The following is a 14372-nucleotide window of genomic DNA, read 5'->3' on the forward strand; positions in this document are numbered from 1 at the left end:
GTGTCCTTCTATTATACGTGGCGAGGTGGTGAGAATACAATAATATGATTGGTGGAGAATTGTAATGAAAAGAACGAATGAAGATATATAGCATGACTGAACCTGGATTGATCGAGTTCGGACATTTCGAGCAAGTTTACACGCTGCATTGTCTGAACTTGGCTCTACTTTTGACAGCTTTTCTTGTTTTCCTCTCAAACCTGTCTGAAGTTAGCCCTTCTTTTGACAGCTTTTCTCGTTTTCTTCTCAAACCTGTCTGAAGTTGGCTCTTCTTTTGACAGCTTTTCTTGTTTTCCTCTCAAACCTGTCTGAACTTGAGGTGACTTCGGACAACTTTTCCTCTTTTCCTATGAAAGCTGTCCTAACTTGAGGTGACTTCGGACAACTTTTCCTCGTTTCCTATGAAAGCTGTCTGAACTTGGACTAACTTCTGACAGCTTTTCCTCATTTTCCATGAAAGCTGTCTGAACTTGGGGTAATTACAAGTATAAATAAAAGCGTGAAATCTGGTAAGATTTCACGCTTTATTTGATGATTATAAAACACTCGCATGTCCTTTGTAGATGACGCCTCTTGCTGAGTCTACCGTAATTTCCTGGCCATCTTCAAAAAGCTTCATTGCATTTTCTACGCCTACGATCACAGGGATTCCAAGGTTCAATCCGACTACTGCCGCATGGCTTGTCAAACCGCCTTCTTCTGTAATCAAGGCGCTGCACTTCTCAAGCGCAGGGACCATTTCGCGGTCTGAGCCGATTGTTACAAGGATGCTGCCTTGTTTTACCTTACTGATTGCTTCTTGTGCATCCTTTGCTACGACTACTCTTCCGTATGCAGATTTGCGTCCGATACCTTGAGCTTTTGCAAGGATATCGCCTACTACATGGATCTTCATCAGGTTAGTTGTGCCTGCTTCTCCAACCGGTACACCAGCTGTGATGACAACAAGGTCACCGTGGGATACAAGACCACTGTTCACACTTTCTTCTACTGCGATTGCGAGCATTTCGTCTGTTGTTTCAGCTTTCTGGCCAAGCTGTGGATATACTCCCCAAACTAGTGCCAGGCGGCGAAGAACATGATCATTCGATGTTGCTGCAATGATTGGAGCCTTCGGGCGGTATTTTGAAATCATACGTGCTGTATGGCCGCTTTCAGTCGGTGTGATGATTGCGTTCACTTCAAGGTTCAACGCTGTATGTGCAACCGATTGTCCGATAGCATCTGTGATATTGTGCTCTGTATCTTTACTGCGAGCTGATAAAAGTTCTTTATGATCAAGTGCTTGTTCTGCACGTGATGCGATATTATGCATTGTCTGTACAGCTTCTACAGGATATTGTCCTGCAGCTGTTTCACCAGAAAGCATAATAGCATCTGTACCATCAAAGATCGCATTTGCTACGTCACTTGCTTCTGCGCGTGTCGGACGCGGATTGCGCTGCATGGAATCAAGCATCTGGGTTGCCGTGATAACAGGCTTTCCAAGTGTATTGCACTTTTTGATCAGTTCTTTTTGCACTAGTGGTACTTCTTCAGCCGGGATTTCAACACCAAGGTCTCCACGGGCAACCATCAGGCCATCTGAAACTTCAAGGATTTCATTGATGTTGTCGACGCCTTCCTGATTTTCGATCTTAGGGATAATGTGGATATTGGAACCATTGTTTTCTTCAAGAAGCTGGCGGATTTCCAACACATCTGTCGCACGTCGCACAAATGATGCTGCAATAAAATCTACACCTTGCTCTACACCGAATAGGATATCCTTAGCGTCTTTTTCAGTGATTCCCGGCAGGTTAACAGAAACACCTGGTACGTTCACACCTTTTTTATTCTTAAGAGTTCCGCTGTTTAGAACCCTGGTTTTAATCTCATTGTTAGACTTATCGATGCTGATAACTTCCAGACCGATTAATCCGTCATCAAGAAGGATTTTCGCTCCTGGATGTACATCATCAATCAATTGGTCATAAGTAACAGAGAACTTTTCAGCTGTACCCAGAACCTCTGTCATGGAAACGATGCATTCCTGGCCTGTCGTAAGCTCGATCGCTCCGTTTTCCATATCATTCGTTCGGATTTCAGGGCCTTTTGTATCAAGAAGGATACCTACCTTCTTCCCTGTTTTTTCAGCAGCTTCTCTGATATTCTTGATACGCGCTGCGTGTTCCTCGTGATTTCCGTGTGAGAAATTAAGACGGGAAACATTCATACCTGCTTCAATCAATTGAACTAATTTGTCTACACTTTCACTTGCGGGACCAATTGTACAAACAATTTTTGTTTTGCGCATAGCTTGCAACCTCCTGGTTTACTGTAAAGAGATTAAATAGAAAGCTCTTTCGATAATTTATATAAGTTCAAGTCAACAGTATGCTCTTTTGCCAATGCTTCGATGATATCGTAATCAACTAATTGATTCTTTTCCATTCCAACAGCACGTCCGCCTTTGCCTTCCAATAAAAGCTCTACTGCCCGTGCTCCCAGCCTGCTTGCAAGTACGCGATCGAATGCTGTAGGCGTTCCTCCGCGCTGAACATGGCCAAGGACCGTTACACGTGTATCAAAGTCAGTCTCTTCTTGCAGTTGCTTCGCAAAGTCATAACCGTTCATGACACCTTCCGCTACAACAATGATACTGTGTTTTTTACCACGTTCATGGCCTTTTTTCAGACGGCGAGCTATGTCCTTCATATCATGCGGATCCTCAGGAATCAGGATAGTTTCCGCACCGCCTGCCAGACCAGACCATAATGCCAAATCCCCAGCGTTGCGCCCCATTACTTCGACAACAAACGTTCTTTCATGTGAAGAAGCAGTATCACGGATTTTATCGATTGCATCGATGACAGTATTAAGCGCAGTATCAAATCCGATTGTGAACTCAGTTCCTGGAATATCATTGTCGATGGTTCCAGGTACACCGACACAAGGGAAGCCTTGTTCAGTCAACGCCTTTGCACCTCTGTAAGATCCATCTCCGCCAATGACAACAAGTCCGTCAATACCGAGCTTATTTAATTGCTCGATCCCTTTTTGCTGGCCTTCTTTTGTCTTGAATTCTTCACTTCTCGCGGAATATAGGAATGTTCCGCCGCGATGGATGATGTCACCAACCGAACCAAGCTCCAGCTTTTTCATATTTCCGCTCATCAAACCAGCGTATCCGCCAAATACACCATAAACCTCTACATCATGGTAAATCGCTTTCCTGACAACCGCACGTACAGCTGCATTCATGCCGGGTGAATCCCCGCCGCTCGTCAAAACACCAATTCTTTTCATCATTTCACCTCATTCAGTATGTACTGTACCAAAAACTAATCACTGTAGTATCCTGTTATTAGCTTATCTTATTATGAACAGAATACCCGGGAATATTTCTAAAATACCACGTAGAATACCTTATCTCAACTGAATCCTCAATATTGACAATAAGACGGAATTATCACGTAATTGCAAGCGCTTCAATGGGGATTTTAGCACATCTCCCTTCGCATTGATGGCTGCATTTAGGCACATGTCCAAGTTGTCAAGCTTTAATTTTATAAAATAAAAAATAAAACGTGCTGTTTCGCACGTTTTATTTTACCCCTATAAATTCTGATGGAAACGAAAACTCTCCAATTCGTTTATATTTTTCGTAGCGCTGGCTCAGGAGTGTCTCTTCATCTAGAACAAGCAGTTCGGACATTGAGTCTTTTAACACTTTATCCATATACTTTGCCTGCTGCTTTAAATCTTTATGAGCACCGCCCTTTACTTCTGGGATGATTTCATCAATGATACCTAGTCCTTTAAGGTCTGGTGCTGTTATCTTCATTGTTTCGGCTGCTTTTTTCGCCAAAGTGGAATCTTTCCAAAGAATAGCAGCTGCTCCTTCAGGCGAGATCACAGAGTACGTGGAGTTCTCGAGCATATGAATGTAATTGCCGACTCCAAGCGCCAATGCTCCACCACTTCCGCCTTCACCAATGACCACACAGATTACCGGTACGGTGAGTCCTGCCATCTCGAATAGATTGCGGGCGATCGCCTCACTTTGCCCCCGCTCTTCTGCCGCTTTTCCAGGGTAAGCCCCCTTAGTATCGATAAAGCAAATGATCGGCCGCCTGAACTTTTCAGCTTGTTTCATTAAACGCAAAGCTTTCCTGTAACCTTCAGGATGTGGCATACCAAAATTCCTGCGGATATTTTCTTTTGTATCTTTTCCGCGCTGATGGCCAATGACTGTCACAGGATAGCCATGAAACTTGGCAATACCGCCAACAATTGCTTCATCATCTCCATATGACCTGTCACCGTGACATTCGAAGAAGTCGGTGAACAGTAAGGAGATATATTCAAGCGTTGTCGGTCGATTTGGATGGCGAGCAATCTGCACCCTGTCCCACGGTTTCATGTTCTCGTAAATTTCAGATTCAAGTTTTTGCAGTCTTGTTTCCAATTTATCAATTTCCGCCGTAAGATCTACATCAGTATTCTTCGTAAATTCCTTGAGCTCACTGATTTTATTCCTGAGCTCTATTACTGGTTTCTCAAATTCTAGTTCTCCTGCCATTCGAAAGTCCCTCCTGGCTGATGGATTTCAAGTATTCCTGAGATTTTATCTTTCAATTCTGTTCTCGAGATCACAGCATCAAGCTGTCCATGCTTCAGTAAGAATTCAGATGTCTGGAAGTCTTCAGGCAGCTCTTCGCGGATTGTCTGTTCAATGATCCTGCGTCCTGCGAAGCCAATCAAAGCTCCAGGTTCTGCTAGATTGTAGTCGCCAAGCGAGGCAAAACTCGCGGAAACTCCACCTGTTGTCGGATGAGTCATAATAGAGATGATCAACCCGCCGTTATCACTGAACCTTTTCAATGCGACGCTTGTTTTCGCCATTTGCATCAAACTCAGGACACCTTCCTGCATCCTGGCCCCTCCAGAAGCGGTAAAAATGATAAATGGTATCGATAATTCATCTGCTTTTTCAATCGCTCTCGTAATCTTTTCACCTACGACGGAACCCATGCTTCCCATCCTGAAAGTCGCATCCATGATCGCTATAGCGACATCAAGTCCATTCACACTGCCTAATCCGGTAACTACCGCTTCATTTAATCCTGTTTTTTCCCGGTCCTTTTCGAGCTTATCCTCATATCCTGGAAATCCTAATGGATTGCCTGAAATCATCTCGCGATCCAACTCGCGGAAACTTCCTGCATCGAGGAAGCTGTCGATTCGCTCTGCTGAATTCATCTGATGGTGGTAACCGCACTGGAAACACACCTTGCAATTTTTATTCAGTTCTTTCGTATACATGATTTTCTTGCAGTTCGGGCATTTTGTCATGATTCCTTCAGGAACATCCTGCTTTGCTGCTTCAGAAGGAATTGTCGCATACTTTTTCTTTTTCGTTTTCGTAAAAAGTTCCTTAAGCAAGTTATAACCCCCTCCGAGTAATGCTAGTTATTTTGTAATATCCTAAATTTAGTCACAAAGCACTAAGTGGCCAGACCACTATTTCAAAAAAGAAAGAGAGGCTGCCCTCCAGGCATCATAGGCATGTCCACAAGTATATAACATCCTTTCTACAAAAGATGTTACTTCATGTCGTCATTCTGTCGACATTTTCCGCAGCATGCGATACCTTTCGAGGATCAGGTCTCCTCTTGTTGTTTCAAGCGAGTCTACCAGTTTGTGATAATCGGCTTTTTCAGCCGGCGATACTTTCAGCTGAAGTGCATTATAATAATCATTCAATATATACCAGATCCGATAAAAAAGATGATTGTCAGCAAGTTCGGCAATTTTCCTGAAAAATTCCTCGTCCTCAAAATTATGGTCATCTATCCAGGTCTTTAATCTTTTGATTTCGTCTTCCTTAAACTTTTCAGCCGCAAGATAAAGACAATCGACCTCAATCATATTTTTTGTTTCTACCACATCATCTTTGGCTTTTTCATCCTGCAGGATAAAGGTGCTTAATAATTGGACAAGCTGGTTGCCGCGGAAGTCCCTGATAAACGTTCCCTCTCCTCTTCTCGTCTCGATCAAACCGAGAAGCTCGAGGGCACGCAATGCCTCGCGAACGGAGGAGCGCCCGGCATTCAGGCGCTCTGAAAGTTCACGTTCGGATGGGATTTTATCTCCTGGCTTTAAGCCGTCTTTATTAATCATTTCCCTTAGCTGCCTGACGATTTCCACATAAACTTTTGTGTTTTTTTCAGGCTGTGCCACTAAGAGATCACTCACCTTTTCCAATCAATGCTAGACGCTTGGTGCGCTCTTTGACTTCTTCTGGATCCACTTTGATTCGCGCGACGCCCGTTTCCATCGCTGCATTCGCTACAGCCGCTGCAACAGCAGGAGCTACACGCGGATCAAATGGGCCTGGGATTACGTAATCACTAGAAAGCTCGGATTCCTCGATCAGACTGGCGATTGCATCTACAGCAGCCACCTTCATCTTTTCATTGATATGGGTAGCCCTAGCATCCAATGCACCGCGGAAAATTCCAGGGAATGCAAGTACATTGTTCACCTGGTTAGGGAAGTCGGATCGGCCTGTGCCAATTACTGCCGCTCCTGCTGCCTTTGCTTCCTCTGGCATGATTTCCGGTACTGGATTAGCCATCGCAAAAATAATTGGATCGTTATTCATCGATTGGACCATTTCAGAAGTCAACGCTCCAGCGACGGATACTCCGATAAACACATCCGCGTCTTTGATAGCATCCGAGAGGGATCCTTCAACGTTGTCACGGTTGGTGAATTTAGCAACTTCGTCCTTGATCGCATTCATCCCGTTAGGGCGTCCTTCATAGATCGCACCCTTTGTATCGCACATGATGATGTCACGGACTCCGTATGAATATAGAAGCTTAATGATAGCAATTCCTGCAGCTCCTGCTCCGTTTGCGACCACTTTGATTTCGTTCATTTTTTTGCCGACAATTTTCAGCGCGTTAACGAGGCCAGCCACTGTTACAATTGCAGTTCCGTGCTGGTCGTCGTGGAATACCGGAATATTCGTTTCTTTTTTCAAACGTTCTTCTACAGCGAAGCAGTTTGGCGCTGCGATGTCCTCCAGGTTGACTCCACCGAATGTCGGCTCAAGCAGTTTTACAGTCTCGACAATTTTATCTACATCCGTTGTATTCAAACAGATTGGAAAGGCATCGACGCCAGCAAAGCTCTTGAAGAGAACAGCTTTCCCTTCCATTACTGGAAGCGCAGCTTCGGGACCGATATTTCCAAGGCCTAAAACTGCTGTGCCATCAGAGACAACGGCTACCATATTGCCTTTCATTGTATAATCATAAACGGTTTCAGGCTTATCGTATATTTCCTTGCAAGGCTCCGCCACACCCGGCGAATAAGCAAGACTCAAATCTCTTGCATTCCTTACAGGCACTTTTGATTTTGACTCTAATTTCCCTTTGTTTACACGGTGCATGTGCAAAGCTTCTTCACGTAAAGTCAACTCAGGTCCACTCCTTAGTTATAGGCTTTCTTCGCCAAAGGTTGGCACTTCTGTCTTGCTCAATTCCGACCATGAAATAACTTGTTTAAGCCCGAGAATGAGGAAGACAGCATTTCTTCCAAAACGACAATTATAAGCGAAAAAATACCTGGTTATAAAAAAAGTTTGCCTACTACAGTGGTCTGACCACACATATCCTTTTCCAATATAACACATCTATTATACTTGTAAAGAACTAATTTTTCAGGACAACATTATTGTCACCCAATACCTTCTTCAACTCTCCCATACTTCCACGTTCTGCATTAATGCTGAACTCGCCCGGCAGCAAAAGTGATTTCTCGGTTTCTTCGTTATACACTATTACCGGTACAGCGCCATGATGTTTTTTCAATAAAGCTTTGAGCTCGTTCATCTTGCCAGCACTGTCCGTTCCTTTAGCAATCCGCAAATATAGAACCGGTTTTTGTTCTGCTTCTTTTTCAAGGTCGAGCACTTGTTGTACGATAAATTGGCTCTTCCCTTCACGTTCATCGAATTTCCCTTCCAGCAGCGCCATTTTCCCCTGGCCCAACTCATGTCCATATTGTTTATATGCTGACGGGAATACCACAGCATCTGTTTCCCCGCTCGCATCGCTGATCGTGAGGAAAGACATTGCCTCACCTTTTTTTGTCCGGATCTTCTTTTCCTCTGTAATATAAACACCAAGCCGTACCTTGCTTCCCGGGGATTTCGAAGCAATCTTTTTAACACCTGCTGCCTTGAATTCCTGTTCGTAAATAGAAGCGGGATGCTTGGATAAGTAGACTCCGAGAACATCCTTTTCAAGGCTGAGCTTGTCCTCAATCCGCATCGGGTCGACCTGGGTATACTTTGGCTTCAGAGAAAACTCTGCTTCAGCGAACATATCAATCTGTCCGGAGTCATCGGGAGCCACCAGCTGTGCGTGTTCAATCGCGACATCAATCGTCGCTAAAAGAACAGCGCGGTCCTGTCCGAATTCATCAAAAGCACCTGAATAAATCAATGCTTCGAGCACTTTTCTTGTGGCTGCCTTTTGAGGCACTCGGATACAAAAGTCGAATATATCTTTAAACGGCTGGTTTCGTCTCGCCTGGAATATTTCCTTGAGAGAGGCAATTCCTACACCTTTAATCCCCGCGAGGCTATACCTGACAACATCCCCTTCTGGCTGAAAGCTGAAAGCACTTCTGTTAATCGAGGGAGGAAGAAGTTTGATTTCCATTTGCTGCAGCTCTCTTGCATACTGTGCAATTTTCACATCATTCCCGATTGCCGAAGTAAGCAGCGCAGCCATAAAGTAGAGCGGATAATGAGCTTTCAGGTACGCCAGCTGGTAGGCAATCATACTGTATGCGACCGCATGGCTTCGGTTAAATCCATAGTTTGCGAATCGTACAATCAAATCATAGATAAGGTTCGCTGTTTGCGTGTCATATCCTTTCTTTAAAGCCCCATTCACAAAATGTTCACGTTCCTGGTCAAGAACTTCCTTCTTCTTCTTTGAAACAGCTCTCCTCAGCAAGTCCGCTTCACCTAACGAAAATCCTGCCATCTGTGATGCAATCTGCATGATTTGCTCCTGATAGACGATAACTCCGTATGTATCGCCGAGGATCGGTTCAAGATCCTTATGGTAATAATCTATAGGCTGCCTTCCGTGCTTTCGGTCTATGAACAGCGGGATATTTTCCATCGGGCCTGGACGGTAAAGCGCATTGACTGCGACAATATCTTCAAACCTTGTGGGTCCCAGCTTCATCAGTACTTTTCTCATACCATCGGATTCCAGCTGGAAAATACCAGTCGTCTCTCCCCTTCCAAGCATCTCGAATGTTTCTTTATCTTCAACTGGAATATCATGAATGTCCAGCTTGCGCCTTGTTTTTTGATGGATCGAGTGAAGGATTGAATCTATTAATGTCAGATTCCTTAATCCTAGGAAATCCATCTTCAACAGACCTATTTCTTCAAGGTGGTCCATTGAATATTGGGTAAGGAACACTTTGGACTGGCCGGATTGGATCGGTACGACATTTGTAAGTGGCTGTTCACTGATTACGACTCCCGCAGCGTGGGTCGAAGTATGCCGCGGCAAACCTTCGAGCTTGATTGCCGTTTCGAGGATTCTCTTATTCTTGGAGGATTCTTCAATAAAATCCCTTAACCCGGCAGATTCCTTGATGGCATCTTTCAGGGTGATGCCAAGTCTCGATGGCACAAGCCTTGACAGCCGGTCGAGCTCCTTCGTGTTCAAACCGAAAACGCGGCCAACATCCCTTACGGCTGCCTTCGCGGCGAGTGTTCCAAAAGTGGCAATCTGTGCTACATGAAGCTCGCCATATTTTGACGCTACATATTCAATTACTTCATCTCTGCGATTATCAGGGAAGTCGATATCGATATCGGGCATCGAAATACGCTCGGGATTCAAGAACCTTTCGAAGAGAAGATTATGTTCAATCGGGTCGGCATCGGTTATGTACAATACATATGAAACGATCGATCCAGCCGCCGAACCACGTCCCGGTCCGATCAGGATTCCCCTTTCCCTGGAGTATTTTATGAAATCCCACACAATCAGGAAGTAATCGCTGAAGTTCATTTTTTTAATAATTGACAGCTCATATTTCAGTCTGTCGATATGTTGTTGGGACGGATTTCCGTACCGCTCTTCAAGTCCCTGAAAGCACAGTTCTTCAAGCATTCCATCTGCATTCTTTCCCGGAACAACAGGGAATTTCGGCAGGTGCCTTGTTTCGAAGTCAAGCATGACATTGCAGTTCTCCGCTATTTCCAGCGTATTCTCCAATGCTTCAGGATACTCTGAGAATAACTCGCCCATTTCTTTTGCTGGCTTTAAGTAAAATTCACTGCTGCCCAGTTTTTCACGATCATCATTCTGGAGTTTCTCTCCATTCCTGATCGCCAGCAGGCACTCCTGAGCAAATGAATCTTCTTTTTCCAGATAATGCACCTGGTTGGAAGCAGCCAGTGGAGTGCTAGTTTCCATGCCCAACCTTGCCAGCAGTCCAACCAGTTCCTTTTGGCCTGGAAGACCCTGATCCTGAATGGCTAGGTAAAAATGATCCTTGCCGAATATCTGCTTATATAAATCCAGCGTCTCCAGCGCTTTCTCTTTTTCACCGTTGGTTAAGTAATATTCTATTTCTCCGTGGGCTCCCGGAGTGAGCGCAAATAGTCCAGAAGCATAATGCTTCAGCCATTTTACCGGTATTCCCTCAGGTGATTTTGTCTGTACGGCACTTGATATCTTGATCAGGTTCTGAAACCCCTCATTATTTTTCGCGAGCAGCACAAGCGGAAAGGACTCATGCTCCAACGACGGGCTGACTACGTCAACAGTCAGGCCGAGCAGTGGTTTGACCGAGTTCCTCAGGCATTCTTTATAAAATGCGACACTTCCGTACATTACATTGCGGTCTGTCAGTGCGAGTGCGGAAAACCCCTTTGCCCTGGCATCGCGCACTAGCTGCTCTACTGTCGCCGTACTCGTGAGCAGGCTGTATGCACTATAGACATGAAGGTGAATAAATGGCATCTCTCTCACACCCTTAAAGGTTAGGTTCATCTTCTTTCATTATAGGCTTTTCAGGCAAAAAAAGAAAATATGTTCTCATTTGTGCAAGGAAGTTTAAACATATTGCATGCAGATTGTCCATATGATGAACTACAAGGAAAAAATATTTACTGAGGGTGTTTTATATGAATCAACCATTTGCTTCCCATCTTTTCGAAGCCTATTTTATCGCGCTCGGTGTATTGCTTGGCGGCTCGCTGATTGGCGGATTGGCCGCATTTTTGACAGGACAGCCTTTAATGACGGAAATTGCCCGATTCTCAAGTTCCATCCGGATATGGGCCATTATTGCTGCGATCGGAGGTACCTTTGATACCGTCTACAGCTTTGAACGGGGGCTTTTGAACGGTGAAACAAAGGATATTTTCAAGCAATTCCTTTTGATCCTAACAGCCATGGGCGGTGCGCAGACTGGTGCACTTCTGATCAACTGGCTGACGCAGGAGCATGTATAAATGAGAATCCCCCCTTATTACCGCAGGCCGGAATGGCAGAGATTTTTTTCAGGTATGGCTATAGGCGCTGTCTTGAGCTGGTGTGTGTTCCTATATATCAATGGTGTATCCCTGGAAAAAAATGCGAAGACCATACATGAACAAAAAGATGAGATTGCTGAATTAAAAAGTGATATTCAAATCTGGATGGATGATTATGCGGAATTGAATAAAAAAAATCAGGAAAGTCTGACCGTCCAGGAGATTAAAGTGAAGATTGTTAACGACCAAAAATACAAAAAATATCTTGATACACTCAGCATCTATGAGATCGAGGAGGAAATCAAAGGGCAGCTCAACATGCTGCTAGCCAAAGATTTGGATTCGGTTTTTAAAAGCAGGGATTTGATCACCAGAGTGATTGAAAACAAATCGATCAAGGTGAATGACAAGCGCTATAAACTGAAAATCAAGTCAATGGTCATCTATACCTCCGTCAGCATCCAGGTGGAGATTAGCCTTGATTAAACTGGCTATTAGTGTTGGTACAAAAACTGGGGAGAACCTTGGAAAGCTGTCAAGATTCTGGCTTTATTTTGACAGCTTTGTTGGGTTTCGCATGAAAGTTGTCATGATTCCGGCTTTATTTTGACAGCTTTGTTGGGTTTCGCATGAAAGCTGTCACGATTCTGGATTTATTTTGACAGCTTCGATGTGTTCCTCATGAAAGCTGTCACGATTCTGGATTTATTTTGACAGCTTTGTTGGGTTCCTCATGAAAGTTGTCACGATTCCGGCTTTATTTTGACAGCTTTGTTGGGTTCCTCATGAAAGCTGTCAAGATTCTGGCTTTATTTTGACAGCTTTGTTGGGTTTCGCATGAAAGTTGTCATGATTCCGGCTTTATTTTGACAGCTTTGATGTGTTCCTCATGAAAGCTGTCACGATTCTGGATTTATTTTGACAGCTTTGTTGGGTTCCTCATGAAAGTTGTCATGATTCTGGCTTTATTTTGACAGCTTCGGAGGGTTCTGCACGAAAGCTGTCATGATTCCGGATTTATTTTGACAGCTTTGTTGGGTTCCACATGAAAGTTGTCACGATTCCGGCTTTATTTTGACAGCTTTGTTGGGTTTCGCATGAAAGCTGTCACGATTCTGGATTTATTTTGACAGCTTCGGACGGTTCTGCACGAAAGCTGTCTTAATACTTACTTTTTCTTGACAGGTGTGGAGGCTTTCCAATAAAGCTGTCTTGATTTTTTTTACGGCTTTAACAGGAGCTGTCTCAATCCGACCAATAAATAAAGGTAATTCCCTCCAGTTGTTATCAGTTTGTGTCACGTCTGATAAAACCGGGAAATATAAAAATAAATTCGAAGATGTAGGCTGGAGGGATTCAGATGAGTTTTAACAACGGAGCAGGCAATAGCGGCAGTGGTGTTGGCGGAGGTTTATTCCCTGCGTACGCCATGAATAACCGTGACCAGGAAAACCAGGTGAAATTAAATGAGGACCAGTATGAGGTATTTGTGAATGATGATTTTATTGGTCAAAAAAGCCTTAAAAATCAAGGTGAGAATCTTTCTGACATTGATGACTTCTTAAAACAGCAAGGAATCAGTGATTTTACAGCATCGCTTGATGGTGATCACTACAAAATCAAGACAGATGGTTCAAATGAGGAAATTACTGGTGCATTAAAGGTTTATTTTAATAATAGATAAATGATGGCAGCAAGGTGCGTTTCAGTTATGAAGCGCACCTTGCTTTGTGTTTCAAGGGTGTTATTCCCTGCAGGCCTGAATTAGTTCACCAAGGACTTTGTCGACATCATCCCATGAATAAATGGATGCACCTGCGGCCAGCGGATGGCCTCCGCCATTGTAATTCCTGGCGATGGTGTTGATCACAGGTCCTTTTGAACGGAGGCGAACCCTGATTTGATCTTCTTCCTCAATGAAGAATACCCAGGCCTTGATCCCCTTGACGTTCCCCAATTCACTTACAAGCAATGATGCTTCAGAAGGCTTGACTGAATATTGATCAAGCAGTTCGCGTTTCATTACGACCTTGGCCGCACCATTTTCCAGCAGTTCAAAGTTCTGGAGGATGTATCCATTCAACTTCACCACATTCGGTGCCAGTTCATACATTCTGTCATAAAGCTCGGTGCGCGAGAAGTCATAGTGAATCAATTCCCCCGCGTAGGCAAATGTTTTATTTGTCGTGCTTGGATACAGGAAGCGGCCAGTATCGCCAACAATTCCGGCATACAGCAATCTGGCTGCGTCGTCAGACATTTTCAGGCCCTTATCCTTGAAAGTTAGGTAAAACTCATAGATCATCTCACTGGTAGAACTTGCAGAAGTTTCCACCCATTGCAGGTCCCCATACGGATCTTCATTTGGATGATGGTCAATCTTCACAAGCTGCTCCCCTAAACGATAACGCTCATCACAAATCCGCTCAGCATTCGCCGTGTCACAGACAATGACTAGAGCTCCTTTAAAAGTATCGTCAGAGATAGTATCAAGCCTTCTCAGATAATTAAGCGATGGCTCCTCTGCTCCAACAGTAAAAATATTCTTTTCAGGATACGAAGCCTTCAGGATTTCAGCCAGTCCTCCCTGTGAACCGTAAGCATCGGGATCCGGTCTCACATGGCGATGGATAATGATCGTTTCATAATTTTCAATAGCTTCAAGTATTTGCGCTTTCATTAAAATGCTCCTTCACCTTTTTCATATCTTAATTATGAACATATTTTTTGGAAAAGAAAAGCAGGAAGACATTTTACGGGAAGTGTTTAGCTGGAAAAAAAACGCGTTTTTTTCCAGTTT

The 14372-nt window shown here is 44.0% G+C and carries 11 protein-coding genes; 3 read left to right on the forward strand and 8 right to left on the reverse strand.

The window, feature by feature from the left end:
* Positions 1-535 precede the first annotated feature (535 nt).
* The 7 genes from pyk to dnaE form a co-directional block, all read right to left on the reverse strand.
* Entirely contained in the window at positions 536-2296 is a 1761-nt protein-coding gene (gene pyk, locus CD004_RS16980) for a pyruvate kinase (RefSeq protein ID WP_102263839.1), read from the reverse strand.
* A 32-nt stretch (positions 2297-2328) separates the two neighbouring features.
* Complete coding sequence (gene pfkA / locus CD004_RS16985; protein WP_102263840.1) at positions 2329-3288, reverse strand: 6-phosphofructokinase; 960 nt, start codon at positions 3286-3288, stop codon at positions 2329-2331.
* 298 nt (positions 3289-3586) lie between these two features.
* Positions 3587-4564, reverse strand: coding sequence for an acetyl-CoA carboxylase carboxyl transferase subunit alpha (gene accA, locus CD004_RS16990; RefSeq protein WP_102263841.1), 978 nt, complete (start codon positions 4562-4564; stop codon positions 3587-3589).
* Positions 4549-5427: an acetyl-CoA carboxylase, carboxyltransferase subunit beta gene (accD, locus tag CD004_RS16995; RefSeq protein WP_102263842.1), complete on the reverse strand. Its 879-nt coding sequence runs from the start codon at positions 5425-5427 to the stop codon at positions 4549-4551. The genes accA and accD overlap by 16 nt, the downstream gene beginning before the upstream one ends.
* A 174-nt stretch (positions 5428-5601) precedes the next feature.
* Complete coding sequence (locus CD004_RS17000; protein WP_233435034.1) at positions 5602-6165, reverse strand: FadR/GntR family transcriptional regulator; 564 nt, start codon at positions 6163-6165, stop codon at positions 5602-5604.
* 67 nt (positions 6166-6232) lie between these two features.
* Positions 6233-7471: an NADP-dependent malic enzyme gene (locus CD004_RS17005; protein WP_102263844.1), complete on the reverse strand. Its 1239-nt coding sequence runs from the start codon at positions 7469-7471 to the stop codon at positions 6233-6235.
* Positions 7472-7706: 235 nt separating this feature from the next.
* A complete protein-coding gene (gene dnaE, locus CD004_RS17010) occupies positions 7707-11057 on the reverse strand; it encodes a DNA polymerase III subunit alpha (protein WP_102263845.1) in 3351 nt (1116 codons plus the stop codon).
* A 164-nt stretch (positions 11058-11221) separates the two neighbouring features.
* On the opposite strand from dnaE, the gene CD004_RS17015 reads away from it, so the two are divergent.
* From CD004_RS17015 to CD004_RS17025, 3 genes are all read left to right on the forward strand, one after another.
* The gene (locus CD004_RS17015; RefSeq protein ID WP_031308334.1) at positions 11222-11551 is read left to right on the forward strand and encodes a sporulation membrane protein YtrH; all 330 of its coding nucleotides are present in this window, start codon (positions 11222-11224) and stop codon (positions 11549-11551) included.
* Positions 11552-12058, forward strand: a complete 507-nt coding sequence (gene ytrI, locus CD004_RS17020) for a sporulation membrane protein YtrI (RefSeq protein ID WP_102263846.1) — start codon at positions 11552-11554, stop codon at positions 12056-12058.
* An 874-nt stretch (positions 12059-12932) separates the two neighbouring features.
* Positions 12933-13256 carry a hypothetical protein gene (locus CD004_RS17025; RefSeq protein WP_102263847.1) on the forward strand — a complete coding sequence of 108 codons (324 nt, stop codon included), beginning with the start codon at positions 12933-12935 and terminating at the stop codon, positions 13254-13256.
* A 60-nt stretch (positions 13257-13316) separates the two neighbouring features.
* Here the strand turns inward: CD004_RS17025 and CD004_RS17030 are convergent, their stop codons facing one another.
* Positions 13317-14252: a DHH family phosphoesterase gene (locus CD004_RS17030; RefSeq protein ID WP_102263848.1), complete on the reverse strand. Its 936-nt coding sequence runs from the start codon at positions 14250-14252 to the stop codon at positions 13317-13319.
* Positions 14253-14372: the final 120 nt, after the last annotated feature.

This window comes from Mesobacillus jeotgali (assembly GCF_002874535.1).
In the GTDB taxonomy this organism is placed as follows: Bacteria; Bacillota; Bacilli; order Bacillales; family Cytobacillaceae; genus Mesobacillus; species Mesobacillus jeotgali.

Excerpts from the sequence above, each read along its gene's own strand:
- CD004_RS17030 (WP_102263848.1), bottom strand. The coding sequence starts at position 14,252 with ATGAAAGCGCAAATACTTGAAGCTATTGAAAATTATGAAACGATCATT.
- pyk (WP_102263839.1), bottom strand. The coding sequence starts at position 2,296 with ATGCGCAAAACAAAAATTGTTTGTACAATTGGTCCCGCAAGTGAAAGT.
- CD004_RS17025 (WP_102263847.1), top strand. The coding sequence starts at position 12,933 with ATGAGTTTTAACAACGGAGCAGGCAATAGCGGCAGTGGTGTTGGCGGA.
- accA (WP_102263841.1), bottom strand. The coding sequence starts at position 4,564 with ATGGCAGGAGAACTAGAATTTGAGAAACCAGTAATAGAGCTCAGGAAT.
- dnaE (WP_102263845.1), bottom strand. The coding sequence starts at position 11,057 with ATGCCATTTATTCACCTTCATGTCTATAGTGCATACAGCCTGCTCACG.
- ytrI (WP_102263846.1), top strand. The coding sequence starts at position 11,552 with ATGAGAATCCCCCCTTATTACCGCAGGCCGGAATGGCAGAGATTTTTT.
- pfkA (WP_102263840.1), bottom strand. The coding sequence starts at position 3,288 with ATGAAAAGAATTGGTGTTTTGACGAGCGGCGGGGATTCACCCGGCATG.
- CD004_RS17015 (WP_031308334.1), top strand. The coding sequence starts at position 11,222 with ATGAATCAACCATTTGCTTCCCATCTTTTCGAAGCCTATTTTATCGCG.
- CD004_RS17000 (WP_233435034.1), bottom strand. The coding sequence starts at position 6,165 with ATGATTAATAAAGACGGCTTAAAGCCAGGAGATAAAATCCCATCCGAA.